Genomic DNA, 20,956 nt, shown 5'->3' with positions numbered 1-20,956 from the left:
GCGGTGCCTGCATTTTCTCCACCGTTCCCGCGTGTTCAGACCAGGCTGCGTCCCCGCCCATGCACAAACGCGTCACATACAGTTCCGTCTGGCTGCCCTACCTGCTGGTCCTGCCGCAGGTGGCCATCACCCTGGTCTTCTTCATCTGGCCGGCGGGCCAGGCGCTGTACCAGTCGGTGCTGCGTCAGGACGCCTTCGGGCTGAGGACCGAGTTCGTCGGACTGGAAAACTTCATCGACCTGTTCCAGTCAGACCGCTACCTGGACGTCTTTCTCAACACCATCCTGTTCAGCGCGGCGACCACCTTCTCGGCCATGGGCTTCGCCCTGCTGCTGGCGGTGATGGCGGACCGCGTCATCAAGGGGGCGAGCGTCTACAAGACCCTGCTCATCTGGCCCTATGCCGTGGCGCCGGCCATCGCCGGCGTGCTGATGTGGTTCCTGTTCAACCCCACCATCGGCTTCGCGGCCTGGGCCCTGGGCGGCGTCGGCGTGGAGTGGAACCACTACACCAACGGCACGCAGGCCTTCATCCTGGTGGTCATCGCGGCGGCGTGGAAGCAGGTCAGCTACAACTTCGTCTTCTTCCTGGCCGGCCTGCAGGCCATTCCCCGGTCGCTCATCGAGGCCGCGGCCATCGACGGCGCCGGGCCTGGCAAACGGTTCTGGACCATCATCTTCCCGCTGCTGTCGCCCACCACCTTCTTCCTGCTGGTGGTCAACGTGGTCTACAGCTTCTTCGAGACCTTCGGCATCATCCACGCCACCACCGAGGGCGGCCCCGGCGGCGCCACCGAGATCCTGGTCTACAAGGTCTACAAGGACGGCTTCGTCGGCCTTGACCTGGGCGGGTCAGCGGCGCAGTCGGTCGTGCTGATGGCGATCGTCATCGCCCTGACCGTCATCCAGTTCCGTTACGTCGAGCGCAAGGTGCAGTACTGATGGTCGAGAACAACCGCATGCTGACGTTCGTCTCGCACCTCGTGCTGGTGCTGGGGCTTCTGACCGTCGCGCTGCCGCTGTGGATCGCCTTCGTCGCCTCCACGCACGGCCAGGCGGACCTGATCGCCGGCCGCATTCCCATCCTGCCCGGCGCGCATTTCATGGAGAACTGGGGCACCGCCGTCACGAGCGGCCTCAAGCGCGCCGGCGGCGTGCCCGTCGGCCTCATGCTGTTCAACAGCCTGGTCATGGCGATCGGCATCGCGGTGGGCAAGATCGCCATCTCCATCATCTCGGCCTATGCCATCGTCTATTTCCGCTTCCCCTTCCGCATGGCGATTTTCTGGATGATCTTCCTGACGCTCATGCTGCCGGTGGAAGTGCGCATCCTGCCCACCTTCGAGGTCGCGGCGAACCTGGACCTGCTGGACAGCTACACCGGCCTGACCGTGCCCCTGATCGCGTCGGCCACCGCCACCTTCCTGTTCCGCCAGTTCTTCCTGACCGTTCCCGACGAACTGACCGAAGCCGCCCGCATGGATGGCGCCGGACCGCTGAAGTTCTTCAAGGACATCCTGCTGCCCCTGTCGTGGACCAACATCGCGGCGCTGTTCGTGATCCTGTTCATCTACGGCTGGAACCAGTACCTGTGGCCGCTGCTGATCACGACGGACGAGAACTATTACACCATCGTCATGGGCATCCAGCGCATGGTCACCGTCTCCGACGAGGAACCGCGCTGGGGCATCGTCATGGCGACGGCCATGCTGGCGATGATCCCGCCGGTGCTGGTGGTCATCGTCATGCAGCGCCTGTTCGTGAAGGGGCTGGTCGAGCAGGAAAAATAGACCGCCGACCGCCCCAGCCGCCCAAGATCAACGACAAGAGTGAGAGAAAGGCCCCGCGTCATGGCCACCGTCGCGTTCCAGCGGGTCGAGAAGACCTACCCCAACGGCTACAAGGCCATCCACGGCATCGACCTCGCCATCAAGGACGGCGAGTTCATCGTCCTCGTCGGCCCCTCGGGCTGCGGCAAGTCCACGCTGCTGCGCATGGTCGCGGGCCTGGAGGAAGTGTCGTCCGGCGAGATTTCCATCGGCGACCGCGTGGTCAACCGGCTGGAGCCCGCCAAGCGCGACATCGCCATGGTATTCCAGAACTACGCGCTCTATCCGCACATGAGCGTCTACGACAACATGGCCTACGGCCTGCGCAACCAGCGCCGCCCCAAGGACGAGATCGACCGCCGCGTCCAGGATGCCGCCCGGATTCTCGAACTCGGCCCCATGCTGGAGCGCCGCCCCCGACAGCTGTCGGGCGGCCAGCGCCAGCGCGTCGCCATGGGCCGGGCCATCGTGCGCGAGCCGTCGGTGTTCCTGTTCGACGAGCCCCTGTCCAACCTGGACGCCAAGTTGCGCGTGCAGATGCGCCTGGAAATCCGCCGCCTGCAAAAGGACCTGGGCACCACGTCCATCTACGTCACCCACGACCAGGTGGAGGCCATGACCATGGCCGACCGGCTTGTGGTGATGAACGGCGGCCACGCCGAACAGGTGGGGGCGCCGCTGGAGGTTTACGCGCAACCGGCGTCGGTCTTCGTCGCCGGCTTCATCGGCAGCCCGGCCATGAACCTGATCCCGGCGGTGGTGGCGGCCGACGGCGCCTCGGTGGCGCTGGGCGAGAGCGGCGACGGCCCGGCAATCCCCCTGCCCATGCCCCTGCCCGCCCACGCCAACCGACCCGTCACCTTCGGCATCCGCCCCGAACACCTGCACCCCGAGGACGTGGGCAACGGCGGCACGCCGCTGTCCATGCTGGCCGAACTGGTGGAGCCGCTGGGCGCCGACATCATCCTCCACGGCCGCATCGAGAACACCGCCCTGCCGGTCTCGATGCGCCTGCGCGGCACCCGAACCGTGACGGAGGGCGGCACGGTGACGGCCGTGGTCGACCACGACCACCTGCACCTGTTCGACCGCGAGACGGGACGGCGGCTGGAGGGGATTTGAGCGGTCGGCCCGGACCAACGGACGGGCAAATTGCTGCCGTGAGATGAAAGGAGCCGGCCATGCCGCCGGCCCCCTACTCCGCCGGCTCCCCCTGCCACTGCAGCAGGTTGGGAGTCGGGGCCACGGGCGCCTTGTCCTTGAGCGGCAGGCCCACGATGCGGAAGCCCTGCGCGCCCTCGATCAGCAGCACCGCCTCGGCCGCGCTCTGGGCCATTGCCGCCGAAAGCTCCTCGGACACGTCCCCGGGGCGTTCGACGAAGCGCTGGTTGACGGCGACGATCACCAGCCCCGGCCGAAGGCCCGCCTCGGCCGCGCGGCCGCCGGGTACGGCAGAGGTCACCACCACGCCCCGCGTACTCGGGCGCAGGGTGAAGCTGTCGCGCATGGGCGGCGTCAGGCTTGCCACCGCCGCGCCCAGGGGTTCGATCAGCGCCACCGCCTCGGCAAGGTTCAGCGACGGCTGGGGAGACAGGGCGACCATGCGCGGCGCGGCATCGTCCAGCCCCTCCACCGACAGACGCGCGGGCGTGATGGCCAGCGCGAGCGCCGTGTCGGCGTCGGGCAGCCCATCGGCCCCTTCGATGGCGGTGACCAGGTCGCCGGCCGCCAGGCCCGCCGCCGCGCCGGGCGTGCGGTGGGCGACGTCCAGCACCACCAGTCCCAGCCCCGGCACCGCCTGCCAGGACACGCCGGCGGCCATGACCGGTGGCGGCAGGGGCTCGGCCCCGGCATCCAGGACCACAAGGCGGAAGCCGCGGCGCCCCTCCACCAGCAGGACGTCCGCCTCGGCCAAGGCGAACTCCGCCGCCGCCGGGTCGATCAGGCGTTCGCGGTCGGCGGCCACCACAAGCTCGCCCGCTTCCAGGCCGAGGACGGCGGCGGGGCTTTCGGGCTCCACCTCGGTCACCAGCAGGCCGGTCGAGCCCCAGCGGATGCCCGCGCGCTCGCGCATCCTGGGCGTCAGGGCGGCGAGCGTCAGGCCCAGGCGCGGCAGGACGGCGGTGGCCTCGGTGCGCACAGACCAGCCGGGCGGATAGTCGATGAGGGTCAGCGACAGGCTCTGCTCCTGCCCCAGCCGGCGGCGGGCGATCGGCACGGCGTCCTCGGGCCGGCTGCCCTGGACCAGCGAGACCAGGTGTTGAAGGCCGGTGATGGAGACCCCGGCGTAGTCCAGCAGCACGTCGCCGCGGCGCAAACCCGCACGATACGCCGGGCCCCAGGGCACCAGGTCACGCACGAAGACCCCGCGCGGCGCCTCCATGCCCAGCGCCTGCGCCTCCGCCAGGGCCACGGGCTGCACCTCGGCACCCACGAACCCGAAGGGCGGCGGGTCCTCCACGGCGCGGGCGGGGCCACCGGCTGCCAGGACCAGCGCGGCCAGCACGACGATCGCCGTTCGCAGACGCCGGGTCATCGCCCTCCCTCCCTCGCACATCAAGCTCAGTTGATGGGGCCTTCGCCGCCGGCGGGCTCGGGCTCGAAGTCCGGCGCCACCGTCAGCGGCCCCGCCTGGTGGTGGACCAGCTTCCATACGGGACCTTCGCGCACCAGCACGTTGGTGGCTGCCAGAAGCTCGCCGCCCACGTCCTCCAGGCATGTGGAGACGGCGGTGTCGCCGTAAAGCACGATCTCGGGCGACAGGCATTGCACGTCCGGCGTTTCGGGGTTGGCGAGGATGGCCTCCCAGCTTTCCAGCACCTCGTCGCGCTCCGTCAGCGGCGGTGCGCCGGGATGGATGCAGGTGAGCGGCCCCTCGCTGGCCCACATGTCGCGCATGGCGGAAAAGTCGCGGGCGGCGAAGGCGCTGTAGAAAGCCTCCACGGCAAACAGGGCGGCTGTCGTCTCGGGCATGAAGCTCTTATATGGTGCGCGGGGCCAACGCGTTATCTCACGGCCGGGGGTTCACTGTGGCCCACTCCGCCGGCCGGAACAACCTGCGAATTGGAAGAAGGAGCTAAGCCCGTCATGACCGCCGCGACCCTGTCCGGTCCCTCGCACGCGCCCGCCAACGGCGCCCCCGCCCGCCGCGTCGTCGTGTTCCTGCACGGCTACGGCGCCGACGGCAACGACCTGATCGGACTGGCGCCGTTCTTCGGGCAGGCCATGCCGGACGCCGCCTTCCACAGCCCGCACGCGCCCGAGCCCTGCGAGATGGCGCCCATGGGCCGCCAGTGGTTCTCGCTGCGGGCCTATGATCCCGACATGCTGCGCCGCGACCCCAGCACGCTGGGGCCGGCGCTGGAGCAGATGTTCCTGGGCGCGGAAAAGGCCGCTCCGACGCTGGACGCCTATCTCGACGGCCTGCTGGAGCACTACGGCCTGACGCCAGACAAACTGGTGCTGGCCGGCTTCTCGCAGGGCACCATGATGGCCCTGCACGTCGGCCTGCGCCGCGCCACCGACCGGGCGCCGGCCGCCATCCTGGGCTATTCCGGCGCGCTGCTGGGGCCCGACCGGCTGGGCGACGAGATCAAGGCGCAGCCGCCGGTGATGCTGATCCACGGCACGGCGGACGAGGTGGTTCCGCCGCAGGCCATGGACGCCGCGCAGGAGGCTCTGCGCGTGGTCGGCGTGCCGGTGGAAACCCACCGCCGCCCCAACCTGCCCCACGGCATCGACGAGGACGGCGCCGCCATGGGCCGGGCCTTCCTCGACAGCCACACGAAGGCGGCGGGGTAGGAGACCTTTCGGTCAGCGATGATGGACAAGGGCGGCGCAGGGTCGGGAGCGCGACCCTGTGCCGCACAGGCGCGTGAGCCTGCGAGGCGCTTGAACGCAGTTCTGACGCGACCCCGTCAAAGGCGCAGACTGCTCTGGATGCCGAGGCGCCGTCAGGCGCGCTCGTCGGGCAGTTCGTCCTCGTTCACCACCCAGGGCTCGGCCTCGGCGGCGGCGTACCACTCCTTCATCTCCGGCATGGAGAGGATGGCGTCCATGTACTCCGCCCCGGCCGCGTCCAGGTCCACGCCATAGGTGCGGAAGCGGCTGGCGACCGGCGCGAACATGGCGTCGGCAGCCGTGAAGCCGCCGAACAGGAACGGGCCGCCGGCACCGTGCTCGGCCCGGGTGTCGCGCCAGATGGCGGCGATGCGGTCGATGTCGGCCTTCAGCGCGTCGGTCATCTTCACACGCCCGCGCAGGTCCTTGCGACAGTTCATGGGCATCGCCCCGCGCAGGGCGGTGAAGCCGGAATGCATCTCGGCGGCGATGCAGCGTGCCTGTGCGCGGGCCGCCGTTTCCGCCGGCCAGACGCGGGCGGCGTCGTGGCGGTCGTTCAGGTATTCGATGATCGCCAGGCTGTCCCAGACCGTGATGGCCCCGTCCAGCAGCACGGGCACGCGGCCGGCCGGCGTGATCTCTGCCAGGCGGGCGCGGAATTCGGGCGTGAACAGGGGCAGCAGTTCCTCGTCGAACGCCAGGCCCTTGGCCTTGAGCACCAGCCACGGCCGCAGGGACCACGAGGAATAGTTCTTGTTGCCGATCACCAGCGTCATGCTCATGGCGCGCCCCATCATCCTTTTCCGTGTCCAGGCTCTGAGCCCACAGCGTACACGGTGCGGCGGCGAACGCCAGCGCCGTTAGCCGCCGATGATCTGGGACAGGGCGGCGTGCAGGTCGGGCACCGAGACCGGCTTGTGCAGGATGGGAACCCCCTGGCCCGCCGCACCGCGCAGGCGGGTGGGATCGGTGTCGCCGGTGACGATAAGGGCGGGAACGCTTTCGCCCAGTTCGGCGCGGACGGCGGCGACGGCCTCCATGCCGTCCATGCCGCCCGGAAGCCGCAGGTCGGCGACGATGACGTCCGGCACCCCCCGTGCCTCGGCCAGGGCGCGGAGCAGGCTGTGCCCGTCGCCGGCAGCGGCCACCACCCGGCACCGCCATTCCTCCAGAAGGGTCACCAGCGCGCGGCGCACGGCCGGATCGTTCTCCACCACCGCCACCGCGGCGTTCAGTGGCGTCAGCAGCGCCTCGCCCGCCGGCTGTCCGTCCGCACCCGCCAACAGCGCGGCGCCGGGTGCGGCGGCCCGCACCGGCACGCCGGGCGCGGTGATGGCGAACATCGACCCCCGGCCGGGACGCGAGCGCGCGTCGACCGCATGGCCCAGCGCGCGCGCCGCCCGGTCGACGATCGCAAGCCCCAGGCCCAGTCCGCCGCCCTGATCGCCGGCCGCGCCGTCGATCTGGTAGAACTCGTGAAACACCCGGTCGAGATGATCGGGATCGATGCCAAGGCCCGTGTCCCAGACCTCGACCCGGACCGATGCCCCGCGCCGGCGGGCGCACAGAAGCACACCGCCGGTCTGCGTATAGGTGATGGCGTTGCTCACCAGATTGCCGACGACCCGCTGCAGAAGCCGCGCATCGCTGCGCACCGCCAGCCCCTCGGGCGGTGGACGCAGGCGCAGGCGCAGGCCCTTGCGCTCGGCCACCGGGGCGAAGTCGCGGGCGATGCCGCGGAACAACGGCGCCAGCGGCACGGCCTCAATGGTGGTGCGGGTCATGCCGGCGTCGAACCGGCTCATGTCCAGCAGGGAGTCCAGCAGCGACGACAGCGTGCCGACGCTGTCGCGGATGTCGCCGACGATCTCGCGCGCCGCCGGCTCCATGCCCCGCCGTTCCAGCCGGCTGACGAACAGCGACAGCGCCTGCAGCGGCTGCCGCAGGTCGTGGCTGGCCGTCGCCAGGAAGCGCGAGCGCGCCGCCGCGGCCTCCTCGGCGGCGCGGCGAGCCTTCTCGCGCAGGGCCTCGGCCTCGATACGGTCTGTCACGTCGTTGAGGATGGCGATGAATCCGGTCACCGTCCCGTCCGCGGCGGTCTTGTACGTCCAGTGGACCTCCACCATGATCTCGCCGCCGTCGCGGGTGAAGCTGCGGTTGAGGTAGGGCTCCGGCTTGGGCTTCTCGCGCCGCAGGAAGTCCAGGTCGCGGCGCAGGCGTGCGGCGTCGGCCTCGGGCACGAGGTCGAGAATGCTGCGCCCGACCAGGCTGCCGGGCTCATACCCCAGCAGGCGGTGGTGGGCCGGGTTGCTGAAGAGGATGGTGCCGCGGACGTCGATCTCGTAGATTCCGTTGGGCGCCATCTCCAGGATGGAGCGTGTCAGACCGTCGTCGATTGTCACCGAGGGCACCTAATCCTCCTTCAGTCGCCGGCCCGGCGCGGCCGGTCAGTCGGCGAGCGGCGAAGCAACAAGGGTCGGGTCCTGAGTCCTTCATCAAGCCAAAGGACCCGCCACTTTTTCTTTAACGACCTTACCAGGGAACGAAGGATTATCCGATGGGGACGGAAGACATAGGCCGCATGGCGGGGTATCGGCACCACCTGACCATTCCGACGCGCTGGATGGACAACGACGTGTACGGACACGTCAACAACGTCGTCTATTACAGCTATTTCGACACCGTCGTGAACCGCTACCTGATCGAGCAGGGCGTCCTGGACATTCAAGACAGCCCGGTTATCGGTCTGGTTGTTGAAACGCAATGCCGCTACTTCCGGCCCATTGCCTTCCCCGACACCGTGATCGCCGGCCTGCGGGTCGCGCGCATCGGCCGGTCGTCGGTGCGCTACGAGATCGGCCTGTTCGTCGAGGGCGACGAGGAGGCGCGCGCCGAGGGGCACTTCATCCACGTCTACGTCGACCGCGAAAGCAACCGCCCCATCGGCCTTCCCGAGCCCCTGCACGCCGCCCTGAAGCGCATCTCCGTCGAGTCGGAGCCTTCGGGCGGGCGGTGATCCCGCGCCTCATGCCATGCCCGCCGCGTCCGCCGGCGCCATGCCCTTGTCGGCCAGCCGCACCAGCAGGGGCGCCGGGTGAAAGCGCGGGCCGTTCGCCTGCTCCAGGGCCTGAAGGCGCTCGACCAGCGTCGGCAGCCCCTGCTCCTGCGCCCAGAAGAAGGGGCCACCCCAGACTTCGGGGAAGCCGGTGGCGTCCACCGCCACCACGTCCACGTCGCCGGGGCGAAAGGCGTGGCCCTTGTCGAGCACCACGAAGGCCTGGTTGACCAGCATGAGCAACAGCCGCTCCCGGGCCTCGGCCACCGGGACCTCGCGGCGGGAAACGCCGCGGGCGCGGGCGTCGTCGGCGGCATCGTGCAGCCAGCCGTCGTCCTCGAACGCCTCGGCATCGGGGCCGATGCCGCGCCAGCGGTACCAGCCGGCACCCCGGGCCAGCCCGGCGCGGCCATGGGCGGCCATGCGCTCGGGCAGGCGCGAGGCGCGCGGCAGGCGGTCGTCGTCCGAGCCCTCCGGATGGTCGCGCAGGCGCCAGCCGCCGTCGACGCCGATGCGGTCGTTCAGGCGGAACGGCCCCTCGGCGAACCCCTCGCGCTCGAGCGCGTCGTCGACGGCGGCCGGCGACACGCCTTCCTCCGCCAGCAGCCAGGCCTCGCGCAGGTAGGCCTCCAGGATGCGCGTGCCGACGAAACCCGGCCGGTTGGCGACAGGCACCGGCACCCGGCCCACCCGCTCGACGAAAGCGGCGGCGGTGCGCACGGCGGCGGGATCCGTCTCCCGTCCGGCGGCGATCTCCACCACCTGACGCTCCAGCACGGGACTGACGACGTGCATTCCCAGCACCTGCGGCGGGCAACTGGCGGCGGCGGCGAAGCGGTCCACGTCCAGCGCGGCGGTGTTGGTCGCCAGCACGGACCGCGGCCGGCAGCGTTCGCCCAGGTCACGGAAGACCGCCTCCTTGACCGATGCGTCTTCGGTCACCGCCTCGATCACCAACGAGGCCAGGGCGATCTCCCGCAGCTTGGTGGAGTGCTGGATCAGCGCGTTGCGGTGGATGGCGTCCGCCTCGTCCATGGCGCCGGCCTCGACGCGGCGGGTGAAGTGGTCGTTGGCACGTCCCAGCCCGCGTGAGACCGCCAGCGGGTCGCGGTCGAGCATAATGACCGGCACGTCGTGCTCGGCACAAAGGATGGCGATGTCCGCCCCCATGACGCCGGCCCCGACGACGGCGACGGAGCCCAGCGGCCAGCCTTCCGCCGCTGTCAGTTCCGGCGCGGTGCGGCAGTCGCGGCGGACGCGGGCCAGATAGCGGCGGGCGCGCACCGCCGGCTCGGCGCGGGCGGCGGCGGCAAGCTCTCCCTCCACCGCCATGCCATCGTCGAAGGACCGGGTCGCGGCGGCTTCCACCGCTTCGCCCAGGCGCTCGAGCACGGCGTCGGGGAGGCCCGTTTCAGACAGGCGCTCCACGTCACGGCGCACGGCATCGGCATCGCCGCCGGCCTGACGGTCGCGGACGCGCGGCGGCAGGCTGTCGACCAGGCGCCGGGCGGCGGAAACGGCCGATCCGATCAGCGGCTCCTTCTCCACGCCGTCGATGAGGCCCAGCGTCTCGGCCACCCTGGCCTCGATGACGGCGCCGCTGGCCATGAGGTCCAGCGCCGCCCCCGTGCCCACCAGCCGCGGCAGGCGCTGCGTGCCGCCGGCACCGGGCACGAGGCCCAGCCCCGCCTCGGGTAATCCCAGGCGCGAGCGGCGGGCGGCGAGCCGCACCCGCGCCGCCAGCAAAAGCTCCAGCCCCTCGTCCAGGGCGGCACCGTCGAGGGCGGCGACGACCGGCTTGTGGGCGGTTTCAACCCGGGCGGCGAGCGCGCGGGCGTCGGGCGCGTCGGACGGTTCGCCCTCTTCGGCCGCCGGCCCGCACCCGGGCTCGGCGGCGAGTGCCCCGCCCTCGGCCAGCAGGACGACGATGCGCACGCGGCCGTCGCTCTCGGCCTCCTCCAGCCGGCGCGCCAGGTCCGCCCGCAGCCGCGCGGTCAGACCCGTGCCGGCGGGTGCTGCCAGATGCACCACGCCCACGTCGCCGTGCCGCTCAAAGGACGCCGTCCCGCTCATGGATTGTTCCTCCCGCTCCGTTCCGTCGGTCTCCGTTCCACGTAAGACGCAGGGTCCCGGTTGCAAAGCGGGGGCAGGCCCATCAACGAAAAGGGGCGCCCCGCAGCCGGGACGCCCCCTCGCAACCGCATGGGCCGCCGCTCACCCCTCCGGGGCCGTCTTTTCGAAGGCGCGGATGCGGGCGATCAGGTCCTCGGGCAGGGCCGTGGACTTGTGAGCCGTCTGGTCGGTGTTGACCCACACCACTTCGCCTGTCGCCAGCAGTTCGTCGGCGCCGGCGGCGTGCAGTTCGCAGGTGAAGGTCAGGCTGGAGCGGCCGATGCGCCCCACCCGCACGCAGGCCTCGATGTCCTGGTCGAACTCCGCCGACTTTCGGAACTCCACCAGTGCCTTGACCGTGTGCAGGTCGTTGCCCGACGACTCCACATAGGCCGACAGGTCGAAGGGCAACGCCTTGACGTATTCCCAGATCGCCACGTCGAACCAGGTCAGGTAGTGGCTGTTGTAGGCCACGTTCTGGCGGTCGACCTCGGAGTAGCGCACCCGGAAGGGGTGGCAGAAGCGGTAATCCTCGCGCGCCATGCCGCCGCCTCAGGCCTGCGGCTTGACGGCGGAAACGACGCGGGTCAGCCCGGGAATGAGGGGCTTTTCCTCCATGTCGCCGAAGCCCTGCGCCTTCAGCAACTCCATCACCCGGCCCGGCGTCAGCGAGGCGGCGCGCGGCGTGAACACCATGTGCTGCAGCGCCCACATGGCAGCCAGCGGCGGGCCGGTGCGGTCGTCGTCCACCATGAAGTCGTGGATGATGACCCGGCCGCCGGGCTTCAGGGCGGCCCAGGTGTTCTTCACCAGCGTCTCCAGCCCGTCGGCCGGCACGCCCGAGAACAGGTAGGACATGAGCACCACGTCGCGCTCGGCGGGCCACTGGCTGGTCAGCCCGTTGCCGCCGATGACGTCGATGCGGTCGGACATGTCCGCCTCGGCGATGTATTCCTCGGCCAGCGCGACCACGTTGGGGAAGTCCAGCACGGTGGCCTTCAACTCCGGGTAGCGCTTGCACATCATGATCGAGAACGCACCGGTGCCGCCGCCCACGTCGAGCAGGGTGCGGGCGTCCGACAGGTCCCAGCTCTTGGCGACCACGGCACCCGGACCAAGCGACCCGCCGTGCTGGGAGCGCGAAAAGATTTCCGCCTGCTCCTTGTCGGCCATCCAGGTTTCGTAGGTGTCGAACTCGATCTTGTCGGTGTCGCCCTTGATGGCGTGCCCCAGGTTGTCCATGAACGGGTACATCTGCTGATCGATCTGGTAGCGCAGATAGTCACCGTAGTAGTGGCGCGAGGTCGACACCAGGAAGGTGTTGGTGTCCTCGGCGTTCTTGTATGCCTTGCCGTCGCTGGTGGGCTGGACAAGCTCCAGCGACACAAGCCCGGTCAGCAGGGTCTCCAGCGCATGCTCGGTGGCGCCGGTGGCCTCTGCCAGTTCGCCGACCGTCTTCGGTCCCTCGGCAAGCTGGTCGAAGACACCGATGTGCAGCGCCGAGAACAGCGCCTTGGATGCCATGAATCCGAATGCGATGCCCGAAATGCGTTCGACATTGCCCAAAGGTTTCATCGTGATCTGCCTCCATGTTGGTTCTTGTTCCATAAGAACCGACAGGAGCGGCATTTCATACCTTGAAACTTCAGCGATTAGCGGTAAAACCTGGGAACTTTCATCGTACCCGCTCCGCCACATGCAAAAGGCGCCGGCGCGACCCTGCGGCCATGCCGGCGCCTTGCGGCTCGGTTGACGGGCCGGACGGCCTCAGTCCTCGACGATGAGGTTCCCGTCGCCGTCCTGGTCGACGTTTTCGGAGACGGAGCCGTCATAGCCGCCCTCGGGCTCGTCCTCGCCGGTGGCGATGAGGTCGCCGTCGTCGTTCTGGTCGACGTTCTTCGACAGGGCCGGGTCCGCGGGGCTGGCGCCGTTCTCGTCGGCGGCGCGGTGGGCCAGGGCGTCCTTTTCCTCGTCGGTGGCGGCGCTCTGTTCGGGCACCTTGATCTCGGCGTCGGCGGACTGCTTGTCCATGTCGCCGGTGGCCATCGCGGGTGCGGCGGCCAGCATGGCGGCGGCGGACGCGGCAAGGGCGGCGGTCTTGAAGCGGGTGCGCATGGCGTTTCCTCCGTGTCAGGGGTGGCCGGTTGCTTCAATGTTGAAGCAATTGCGCCGGCCGTTACCCCGACAACGGTTTGCGCCCCCGGGCGTTCAGGTCCCCGGCGAGGTCCAGACCCCGTCGCCCGTGCGGCAGGCCATGCCCTGCTGAGTGCTGGTGCGCCCGCGCGCGGTCAGCGTCTGCTCGTAGCGCCGGCAGAAGACGCCGGCATCGGTCTTCCACGTTGCCGTCGGCGTCACCTGGATTCGCAACGGCCCGGCTTCCATGGCCAGAGGATCCCCGCTGCGACTGGATTCCAGCGCCGCCTGCACCGCCTCCGCCAGACGGGCCCGCTGGTCGGCGGGCAGGAAGGACGGCGCCGGCCCGGCGGCTGTCAACTCCAGGGTGCGCCAGTTGGTGCCCAACCACTGCCGCACCTCGTGGCGCACCACATGGCCGACGGCCGGCGCGTAATGCCAGGTTTCCGTCTGCCAGTGGCGCTGGCGCCAGTACTGGTCGCAGACGACGCGATAGCTGTCGTAGGCGCCCTCCGGCACCTCGACCCGCGCGGTGTTCGGAACCCGGCAGGTGTAGCGGATGAGGTAGGGATCGCCGACGGTGCCCGCCGTCTCGTTGCGCGAGACGAAGCGGTAGACGTAGTCGGCGCTGTTGCCCACCCGCAGCGGCCACAGGCTGCCGGTCTGCGACACCAGCTCGGCATCGCCGCTGGTGGTCGTGTTCTTGTCTTCCTGCACCCAACGCCACGACAGCCGGGGCCGGGTGAAGTCGGGATCGGCGAGATAGTCGTAGCTGTCGCCGATGCCCCACGCCACGAGGCCGTCGCGTTGGCCGTCCACATGGTGGGTGACGCCGTTGTCGAACTGGAAGGCATCGCCCTCTGCATACGGCGGCAACTCGGCGGGCGGCAGCGGCGGACCGGGATCGGCCGGCGCGCCGCCGCCCAGAAGGCCAGTGCCCGCGCAGCCGGTCAACACTATGGCAATCACGGCCGACACAAGGCCGTGGCGCATGCGAACTCTCATTGCTCCCCCTGCTCGTCGTTCAACGCTTACGTCTCGCTGCCCATCTTCAATTCATACCGCACGCGCCAGGCACCATCCTGGCGGCACGCGAGGCCGATGGTGGTGCGCGGTCCCTGGGTGGTGGACACGGTCTCGCGGTACTCGCGGCAGTACCCGCCCTCGGCCCGGTAGGTCTTGAGCGGCGTGATCCGACCGCCGCCCCCGGCCGCCGTCCAGTGGAGCGGATCGCCGCTCAGATGGGTCTCCAGGGCCTGCTGACGCTTTTCCTCCAGCACTGCCGCCAGGGCGCCGCCGCCGGGTGCCACGGTGCCCGGACCGGCCGCGTCCGGCATCTGCCAGAGGACCGCAAGCCCCGCACCAAGGGCGACCAGCGCCGGCACGGCGGCAGCGACGGCCGCACGGCGGGCGCCGCGCCAGCCAGGCGCCGGCCCCGTGCGGGCCGCAGCGGCCACCCGCTGCGCCGTCGCCTGGTGAACCGGCTCGCGCAGGGCATCGGCGTAGGCGGCGGACAGCATTCCGTTCAACTGCGTCAGCGAGCGCACCGTCTCCCGCGCCTGCGCGTCGGAGGCAAGCAGGCGCTCGACGCGGGCGGCCTCGTCGGCGTCGAGTTCGCCGTCCACGTAAGCCATCAGCAGGGTATCGTCCAAACGGCTTGTCATCCCACCGTCTCCTTGCTTCGGCGAAGAGCCTCCGCCGTACCCGTGTCGTCACCCGGCGCCTCGCCTTCGATCAGGCGGCGCAGGGTCGCGCGGCCGCGCGAAAGGCGGCTCATGACCGTGCCGATGGGCAGGTCCAGAACCTCTGCCGCCTGCCGATAGGTCTGGCCCTCGACGCACACCAGCATGACCAGAACGCGCTGATCTTCTGGCAGGGCGGCAACGGCGCGCCGCACCGCGCCCAGGGTCAGCGCCGCCGGGGCATCCGGTGCGGCGGTAGCCATATGCTCGGCCGGCAGGCTGTCCAGGTGGGCGGCGCGGCGGCGGGCACCGCGCGCCATGTCGATCCACGTGGTCTGGACGATGCGGTAGAGCCAGCTGTCCAGCCGCGTGCCTTCCGTATACTGGTCCGAGGCACGCAACGCCCGCTCGCAGGCGGCCTGGACCAGGTCGTCCGCATCAGTGGCGCTGCCCGTCAGCCCGCGCGCGAACCGCCGCAACCGAGGAAGCAGTTCGGTCAGTCCTTGCGCTACGTGCGCGCTCACGCGATCGTCCTCTCCATCCTTCAACACCGTGCACAGCCATTCGACAACGCGGGCACCAGGAACACTATTCCGCCGGAAGGTAGAAATTTTTTCTAAAGAGACGTGGGAATATCCGTCCGGCCGCCGCCGTTGTCCCCGCGAACGATACGATAACGCATGGAGGGATGACCATGTCGATGGAGAGCAGAGCCCGCCGCCGTCCCCGCCGCCTCGCGCTTCTGGGCGCGACGGCGCTGGCGCTGGTGATGACGCCCGTGGCTCTGGACCTGAGCGACGACGGCCTGGCGGCCGGACCCAACACGGCGTCCGCCCAGGGCAACAGCGGCGGCGCCGGCGGCGGCAATGGTGGCGGTAACGGCGGTGGTCCCGGTGGCGGCGGCGGCCCCGGTGGCGGCGGCCCCGGTGGCGGTGGCCCCGGCGGCGGCGGCCCCGGCGGCGGTGGTCCCGGTGGCGGCGGCCCCGGTGGGGGAGGTCCCGGCGGGGGCGGCGGTCCCGGTGGCGGTGGTCCCGGCGGAGGCAGCCCCGGTGGCGGCGGCCCGGCCGCCGACAGCCCGGGCAACAGCGGCAATGCTCCCGGACGCGGCGGTGACGCGCCCGGTCAGGGTGGCGGGCTCGGCCGCGATAACGCGCCCGGCCAGGCGGGTGCGGCCGGTCCGGGCAATGCTCCCGGCTTCGCGGCCGGTGCCGCACAAGGCCAGGCGCCCGAAGGCACGCCCGACGACGCGACCCGCGGCGGCGGCGAGCGGGGGCGCGGCGGTCCGAATGGTCCCGCCCAGGGACCCGGCTCCCTCGACGCGGCCATCGGCAATCTGGGCCCCGCCCTGTCACCGGCCGAAGAGGAAGAGGCGCTTGAAGGCGGCTGGGCCGGCGGTCCGTCCGAGCAGGGCATCGCCGGCGCCGCCAACGCGTCCGCCGTCGCCAAGGAACGCGCGGCGGCCAATTCGGCCGTGGGCATCGCCGCCGCCCGCGAAGCGGCAGAAGACGACGCCGACGATGGCGTCGATGATGGTGTCGATGACGGGATCGATGACGGGGTCGACGATGGCGTCGACGACGGGGTCGACGACGGGGTCGATGATGGCATCGATGACGGGGTCGACGATGGCGTCGATGACGGCGTCAATGATGGCGTCGACGACGGGGTCGACGATGGCGTCGATGACGGGGCCGACGACGGGATCGACGATGGCGTCGATGACGAAACCGACGGCGAAGCGGAGGCGACCACGCAGTAACGCGGGTCGCCGGGGGTCACACCGCCGCACGTCGGACCAAGGAAGCCGGCCCGGGACCATCCCGGGCCGGCTTCTGCTTTGCCCGACTTCAGCCGCGCACGCAGCGGACGTGGTTGCGACCGCGCATTTCGTCGTTCTGACCGCCGCGCCCGCCCTGCCCCGGCCGGGCCCCGGCCTTGGGATCGGATCGCTGGGCACCGGCGCCGTGCACGTCCACGCCCTCGGCCGAGGTGCAGGGGCCGAAGCAGACGTAAAGCGCCTCTGCCGGATCATCGCCGAAGGTGGTCGACGACCAGAACCACGCCCGCGGATCGGCCTGCCGGAAGACCGGATCGACGGCGGGCGCCGGGCGGCTGTAGTCCACGATGCTCTGCAGTTCCTTCACGTTGGGCAGGCGCCAGTCGTCGAACCCGCCGTGTGTCAGTCCGTCGCAATGGCGCAGGGCCTCGCCCCAGGTCCGAGGGCGGCCGTCGTCGACCTGCTGCCAGGTCAGACCCGTCAGGCCGTCGTGCACGCTGCCGTCGCCCCGGTCGGTAAAGGCGTTGACACCCCACGCGGGTCCGGCCACGCAGCGCCAGAACAGGCCGTTGCGGCCGTCGCGCGGGGCCTGCTTGATGCGCCCGTCGAGGAAATTGAAGAAGAACACGCCCTTTATCCCGGGGCGGCCATAGTGGTCGCCGGCATAGACCGTGGCCGACCAGGTCTGCCCCATCATCTCCGGCGCATGCGTGGCGGCGAACCGGTCCCCCTCCAGCACCGTGGCATCGGGCGCGGCGATGGCGAACGCCGGCGCCACGAACGGCCTCTGCCCCGTCACGCCCTGCCAGTGGGTGATGCTGTAAAGCTCGCGTATCGACGGCAGTCGCCAGTCCGCGCGCCCGCCCAGCCGCAGGGCCGCGCAGGCGGCGGTGGCATCGCCGAAGCTCAGGCGCCGGGCGTTGTGCCCCTGCTGCCAGAGAAGACCGGTGGCAGGATCGAAAACCGTTCCGTCTCCGCGATCCTCGAACGTCTGGGTCCGGGAGGCGTACCAACCGTCCTGGCCGGGGAACCCGGCGGCGGCGGCGCGGGTGCAGTCCGTGGCGGCGGTGTCGGTGAAACAGGTGTGCTGGCCGGTGTCCGTCAGCCGGTTGGACAGGGCGACGGCCTCCGCAAAAGGCGCTGCGGCGGGCGTGTATCCGCGCTTCGGCGGCATCGCCCCGCCTTGCGCCCCGGCGCCCGGCGACACGCCCCTCTGCCCGGCGGGCCGGCAGGCGAGCGGCCGCCCGTGTCCGGCATGGCAGGTGCCGGACACGTGCCCGCGCGGCGCCTGAAAGCCGCACGCCGCACCGGACGCCAGCCCTGAACAGGCGCTCACCGCCTGGGGCGGCGGTCCGTTCCGCGCCGAGCCGGGGCCCTGAGCGAACGCGCCGCCGGACGCGCACAGAAGGGCCACCGCCAGGGCGGCCAGGGCCCGGCGCACATACGTTTCCTGCATCGCGTTCTCCCTCCCCACGGCAAGACCGACAAAGAGTAGGGGGATTCGCGGCACCGCACCACGCCTGACGGCGGGGCGACGCAATGATGGGATAATGAGGGGGAAGGAAGTGGCGGACAGGGGGGGATTCGAACCCCCGGTCGGAGTTTCCTCCGACGACGGTTTAGCAAACCGCTGGTTTAAGCCACTCACCCACCTGTCCGCGTGTGAGGCCGCTCTTATAATGAACCGCCTCATGCATTGTCAACCAACGACTTCAGCGCCTCACCCTCAGGCTGAAATTGCTTCGCTGACCACGCCCGGCGTCATGCGTCTCAGTTCGTCCAGCGAGGTGCGGAAGACGCAGTAGGGATGCCCTGCCGCCGCGTAGACCGCCTCGAAGCGCCCCAGGCTCGCGTCGATGGCGATGGGCAGCACCGTCGCATGGGCCACCGGCGCCACGCCGCCGATGGTGAACCCCGTTGCCGCGCGCACGGCCTCGGCATCGGCCTTTTCCACCGGGCCGGCCATGCCCAAAACCTCGGGCAGGGCCTCGGGCACGCAGCGGCGGTCGCCGGCCACCAGGGCCATGACCGGCTCTCCGCCCGCCAGGAACACCAGCGACTTGACGATGGCCCCCAGCGGGACACCCAGGGACTCCGCCGCTTCCGCCGCCGTGCGGGCCGAGGCCGACAGCGCCACCACCTCGTGCGGGGCACCCAGGTCCGCCAGCGCCGCCCGCACCCGGCGCACCGCCGGGCTGTCGATACCCGAGTCCGATGCCCCGCCGGCGGTGCCCGCGGGGCTCATACCGGCACCTGCATGCCGCGCTTGACCGCCGGACGCTCGCTGATCTCGTCGAACCAGCGGGCCACGTTGGGCCACTCGTCCAGGTCCAGGCCGAGGCGCTCGTGCGGGGCGATCCAGGGATAGGTGGCGATGTCGGCAATGGTGTAGTCGCCGCCCGCCAGGTAATCGGTGTCGGCCAGCCGCGTGTCCATGACCGACAGCAGCCGCCGCGCCTCGGCGTCGTAGCGCTTCTGCGCATAGGGCACGGGCTCCGGCGCGGCGTGGCGGAAGTGGAACGCCTGGCCGAGCATGGGGCCGACGCCGCCCATCTGGAACATCAGCCATTGCAGCGTCGTGGAGCGCTCCACCGGATCGGACGGCCACAAGGGGCTGCCGGCTTTCTCGGCCAGGTAGATCAGGATGGCGCCCGATTCGAACACGCTGTGCGGCCGGCCGTTGGGGCCCTCGGTGTCGACGATGGCGGGGATCTTGCCGTTGGGGCTGATGGCGCGGAAGGCGGCCTGGTGCTGGGCGCCGGCGGAGATGTCCACCGGGTGCACGGTGTAGCGCAGGTCCAGTTCCTCCAGCAGGACGGAAACCTTGCGGCCGTTGGGTGTCTTCCAGGTGTAGAGGTCGATCATGGTGCGCTGCCCCGGCAATGAACGGTTGCCGTCGAGCGTGCCCAAGGACCCGCCCGCGGTCAACGCCGCTGGTGGAGCACCGCCCCGTCCGGCGCATGGTCCTGCAGAAGCCGGCCGAGCAGCGCCACGTCGCGTTGCCGCGCCGCCGCCGGGCGCCAGACCAGCGCCACCGTCCGCGCAGGGCGCGAGACGGTCAGGTCGCGCACGATCACGCCGCGCGCCGCTCCGGCTTCCACGGGCACGGCGGAGCGCGGCAGCAGCGTCACCCCCAGGCCGTTTGCGACCATCTGCACCAGGGTGTTGAGGCTGGTCGCCTGGAAGCTCTCGTTGCCGGCCGGGCGGCGGGTGAGCGCGCACGCCTGCAGGCTGTGCTCCCGCAGGCAGTGGCCGTCCTCCAGCATCAATACTTCCTCGGCCGCCAGCGCGTCCTCGGGCACGCGGTCCAGCGCCGCGAAGGCGTGGCCGGCCGGCGCGGCGACCACCACGTCCTCGTCCCACAGCGCCAGGGTGCGCATTTCACCCACGTCGTAGGGCAACGCCAGCAGCGCAACATCCAGCCGCCCCTCGGCCAGCAGGTCCAGAAGCCGCGCCGTCTGGTCCTCGCGCAGGAACAGCTTGAGATCGGGATAGGCCTCGCGTACCGCCGGCAGGGCCTGGGGCAGCACATAGGGGCCGATGGTGGGGATGACGCCCAGGCGCAGCGGCCCGCTCAGCGGCTCGGCCGCGGCGGCGGCGCTGTCCATCAGCGCCTCGGCATCGGCCAGCAGGCGGCGGGCGCGGGCGACGATCTCCTCGCCCAGCGGCGTGACCACAACCTGGCGCTTGGTGCGGCGCTCCAGCAGCTGCACGCGCAAGAGGGCCTCAAGCTCCTGGATGCCGGCCGACAGGGTGGACTGGGTGACGGCGCAGCTCTCCGCCGCCCGGCCGAAGTGGAGATGGTCGGCGACGGACACCAGGTAGCGGAGCTGGCGCAGGGTGGGGAGGGTCTTCATGTGGGCCTTCTTCGGGAAAATCGATCAATTATACCTTTTGTATCAATTGGCGCGATGGAGCGCCAGTGCCTATCATCCTCTCATTGAACACCGCGGGGCGGGACGCGCCGCCGCGGCACGGGACCAAAGAGAGGGGATTTCAGACATGAGCATGGACATCGACATCGGCATTTCCAAGGACCAGCGCCAAGTCATTGCCGACGGCCTGTCGCGCCTGCTGGCCGACACCTACACGCTGTACCTGAAGACGCACAACTACCACTGGAACGTCACCGGCCCGCAGTTCAACACGCTGCACACCATGTTCGAGCAGCAGTACACCGAACTGGCGACCGCCGTGGACGAGATCGCCGAGCGCATCCGCGCCCTGGGTTTCCCGGCGCCGGGCAGCTACAAGCAGTTCGCCGGCCTGACGCGCATCGAGGAAGAGGACGGCGTTCCTTCGGCGACCGACATGATCAAGGCGCTGGCCAAGGACCAGGAAGCCGTCGTGCGCACGGCGCGCGAGGTCTTCCCCGCCGCCGACGAGGCCAACGACGAGCCGACGGCCGACCTGCTGACCCAGCGCATGCAGATCCACGAGAAAACCGCCTGGATGCTGCGCGCCATGCTGGGCTGAGCACCGCCCTTCACCTGTTCAGAGACCCTCGCGCCGGATGCCGGCGCGGGGGT

At 70.6% G+C, this 20,956-nt stretch carries 22 protein-coding genes and 1 tRNA gene; 7 read left to right on the top strand and 16 right to left on the bottom strand.

What is annotated here, in order from left to right:
• The first annotated feature begins 59 nt into the window (after positions 1-59).
• From ugpA to C882_RS00420, 3 genes are read left to right on the top strand one after another with little or no spacing between them, the layout of a single operon-like run.
• Positions 60-941, top strand: a complete 882-nt coding sequence (gene ugpA, locus C882_RS00430; protein ID WP_009538541.1) for a sn-glycerol-3-phosphate ABC transporter permease UgpA — start codon at positions 60-62, stop codon at positions 939-941.
• The gene (gene ugpE / locus C882_RS00425) at positions 941-1,789 is read left to right on the top strand and encodes a sn-glycerol-3-phosphate ABC transporter permease UgpE (RefSeq protein WP_009538540.1); all 849 of its coding nucleotides are present in this window, start codon (positions 941-943) and stop codon (positions 1,787-1,789) included. The genes ugpA and ugpE overlap by 1 nt, the downstream gene beginning before the upstream one ends.
• Positions 1,790-1,849: 60 nt before the next feature.
• A complete protein-coding gene (locus C882_RS00420) occupies positions 1,850-2,950 on the top strand; it encodes a sn-glycerol-3-phosphate import ATP-binding protein UgpC (RefSeq protein WP_009538539.1) in 1,101 nt (366 codons plus the stop codon).
• A gap of 73 nt (positions 2,951-3,023) precedes the next feature.
• Here the strand turns inward: C882_RS00420 and C882_RS00415 are convergent, their stop codons facing one another.
• Together C882_RS00415 and C882_RS00410 are read right to left on the bottom strand one after the other, a co-directional pair.
• On the bottom strand, positions 3,024-4,364 hold the full coding sequence (locus C882_RS00415; protein ID WP_009538538.1) for a PDZ domain-containing protein: 1,341 nt from the start codon (positions 4,362-4,364) through the stop codon (positions 3,024-3,026).
• Between the two features lie 26 nt (positions 4,365-4,390).
• Positions 4,391-4,801, bottom strand: coding sequence for a nuclear transport factor 2 family protein (locus C882_RS00410; protein ID WP_009538537.1), 411 nt, complete (start codon positions 4,799-4,801; stop codon positions 4,391-4,393).
• A 114-nt stretch (positions 4,802-4,915) separates the two neighbouring features.
• On the opposite strand from C882_RS00410, the gene C882_RS00405 reads away from it, so the two are divergent.
• Positions 4,916-5,629: an alpha/beta hydrolase gene (locus C882_RS00405; RefSeq protein ID WP_009538536.1), complete on the top strand. Its 714-nt coding sequence runs from the start codon at positions 4,916-4,918 to the stop codon at positions 5,627-5,629.
• A gap of 152 nt (positions 5,630-5,781) precedes the next feature.
• Here C882_RS00405 and C882_RS00400 read toward each other — a convergent pair whose 3' ends face one another.
• Together C882_RS00400 and C882_RS00395 are read right to left on the bottom strand one after the other, a co-directional pair.
• Positions 5,782-6,450, bottom strand: coding sequence for a glutathione S-transferase family protein (locus tag C882_RS00400; RefSeq protein WP_043642840.1), 669 nt, complete (start codon positions 6,448-6,450; stop codon positions 5,782-5,784).
• A 78-nt stretch (positions 6,451-6,528) separates the two neighbouring features.
• A complete protein-coding gene (locus tag C882_RS00395) occupies positions 6,529-8,079 on the bottom strand; it encodes a hybrid sensor histidine kinase/response regulator (RefSeq protein WP_009538534.1) in 1,551 nt (516 codons plus the stop codon).
• Between the two features lie 170 nt (positions 8,080-8,249).
• On the opposite strand from C882_RS00395, the gene C882_RS00390 reads away from it, so the two are divergent.
• Entirely contained in the window at positions 8,250-8,684 is a 435-nt protein-coding gene (locus C882_RS00390) for an acyl-CoA thioesterase (protein WP_009538533.1), read from the top strand.
• 9 nt (positions 8,685-8,693) lie between these two features.
• On the opposite strand, the gene C882_RS00385 is transcribed toward C882_RS00390, so the two are convergent.
• From C882_RS00385 to C882_RS00355, 7 genes are all read right to left on the bottom strand, one after another.
• The gene (locus tag C882_RS00385) at positions 8,694-10,796 is read right to left on the bottom strand and encodes a 3-hydroxyacyl-CoA dehydrogenase NAD-binding domain-containing protein (protein ID WP_009538532.1); all 2,103 of its coding nucleotides are present in this window, start codon (positions 10,794-10,796) and stop codon (positions 8,694-8,696) included.
• 141 nt (positions 10,797-10,937) lie between these two features.
• Positions 10,938-11,378, bottom strand: coding sequence for an acyl-CoA thioesterase (locus tag C882_RS00380; protein ID WP_009538531.1), 441 nt, complete (start codon positions 11,376-11,378; stop codon positions 10,938-10,940).
• A gap of 9 nt (positions 11,379-11,387) precedes the next feature.
• Entirely contained in the window at positions 11,388-12,410 is a 1,023-nt protein-coding gene (locus tag C882_RS00375; RefSeq protein WP_009538530.1) for a methyltransferase, read from the bottom strand.
• A gap of 192 nt (positions 12,411-12,602) precedes the next feature.
• Entirely contained in the window at positions 12,603-12,950 is a 348-nt protein-coding gene (locus tag C882_RS00370) for a hypothetical protein (protein ID WP_009538529.1), read from the bottom strand.
• 93 nt (positions 12,951-13,043) lie between these two features.
• A complete protein-coding gene (locus tag C882_RS22725) occupies positions 13,044-13,961 on the bottom strand; it encodes a hypothetical protein (RefSeq protein ID WP_009538528.1) in 918 nt (305 codons plus the stop codon).
• Between the two features lie 38 nt (positions 13,962-13,999).
• Positions 14,000-14,632, bottom strand: a complete 633-nt coding sequence (locus C882_RS22720) for a zf-HC2 domain-containing protein (protein WP_009538527.1) — start codon at positions 14,630-14,632, stop codon at positions 14,000-14,002.
• Positions 14,629-15,174: an RNA polymerase sigma factor gene (locus C882_RS00355; RefSeq protein ID WP_083875621.1), complete on the bottom strand. Its 546-nt coding sequence runs from the start codon at positions 15,172-15,174 to the stop codon at positions 14,629-14,631. The genes C882_RS22720 and C882_RS00355 overlap by 4 nt, the downstream gene beginning before the upstream one ends.
• 170 nt (positions 15,175-15,344) lie before the next feature.
• Between C882_RS00355 and C882_RS25720 the strand changes: the two genes are divergently transcribed.
• The gene (locus tag C882_RS25720) at positions 15,345-16,409 is read left to right on the top strand and encodes a hypothetical protein (RefSeq protein WP_009538525.1); all 1,065 of its coding nucleotides are present in this window, start codon (positions 15,345-15,347) and stop codon (positions 16,407-16,409) included.
• An 88-nt stretch (positions 16,410-16,497) separates the two neighbouring features.
• Here the strand turns inward: C882_RS25720 and C882_RS00345 are convergent, their stop codons facing one another.
• The 5 genes from C882_RS00345 to C882_RS00325 all read right to left on the bottom strand — a co-directional run bounded on the left by C882_RS00345 (position 16,498) and on the right by C882_RS00325 (position 20,284).
• Complete coding sequence (locus C882_RS00345; RefSeq protein WP_043642730.1) at positions 16,498-17,883, bottom strand: Lcl C-terminal domain-containing protein; 1,386 nt, start codon at positions 17,881-17,883, stop codon at positions 16,498-16,500.
• Between the two features lie 110 nt (positions 17,884-17,993).
• A tRNA-Ser gene (locus C882_RS00340) sits at positions 17,994-18,085 on the bottom strand.
• Positions 18,086-18,153: 68 nt separating this feature from the next.
• The gene (locus C882_RS00335; RefSeq protein WP_009538522.1) at positions 18,154-18,672 is read right to left on the bottom strand and encodes a YbaK/EbsC family protein; all 519 of its coding nucleotides are present in this window, start codon (positions 18,670-18,672) and stop codon (positions 18,154-18,156) included.
• Positions 18,669-19,292, bottom strand: coding sequence for a glutathione S-transferase family protein (locus C882_RS00330; RefSeq protein WP_043642728.1), 624 nt, complete (start codon positions 19,290-19,292; stop codon positions 18,669-18,671). Before C882_RS00330 ends, C882_RS00335 begins: the two co-directional genes overlap by 4 nt.
• A gap of 59 nt (positions 19,293-19,351) precedes the next feature.
• Positions 19,352-20,284 (bottom strand): LysR substrate-binding domain-containing protein, encoded by a 933-nt coding sequence (locus C882_RS00325; protein ID WP_009538520.1) that lies wholly within the window; start codon positions 20,282-20,284, stop codon positions 19,352-19,354.
• A 145-nt stretch (positions 20,285-20,429) separates the two neighbouring features.
• Between C882_RS00325 and C882_RS00320 the strand changes: the two genes are divergently transcribed.
• Complete coding sequence (locus tag C882_RS00320; RefSeq protein WP_009538519.1) at positions 20,430-20,903, top strand: Dps family protein; 474 nt, start codon at positions 20,430-20,432, stop codon at positions 20,901-20,903.
• Positions 20,904-20,956 lie beyond the last annotated feature (53 nt).

This window comes from Caenispirillum salinarum AK4 (genome assembly GCF_000315795.1).
Taxonomy (GTDB): domain Bacteria; phylum Pseudomonadota; class Alphaproteobacteria; order Rhodospirillales; family Rhodospirillaceae; genus Caenispirillum; species Caenispirillum salinarum.
Note: the sequence above shows the minus strand (reverse complement) of the source record. Positions and strands in the feature narration are given on the sequence as shown.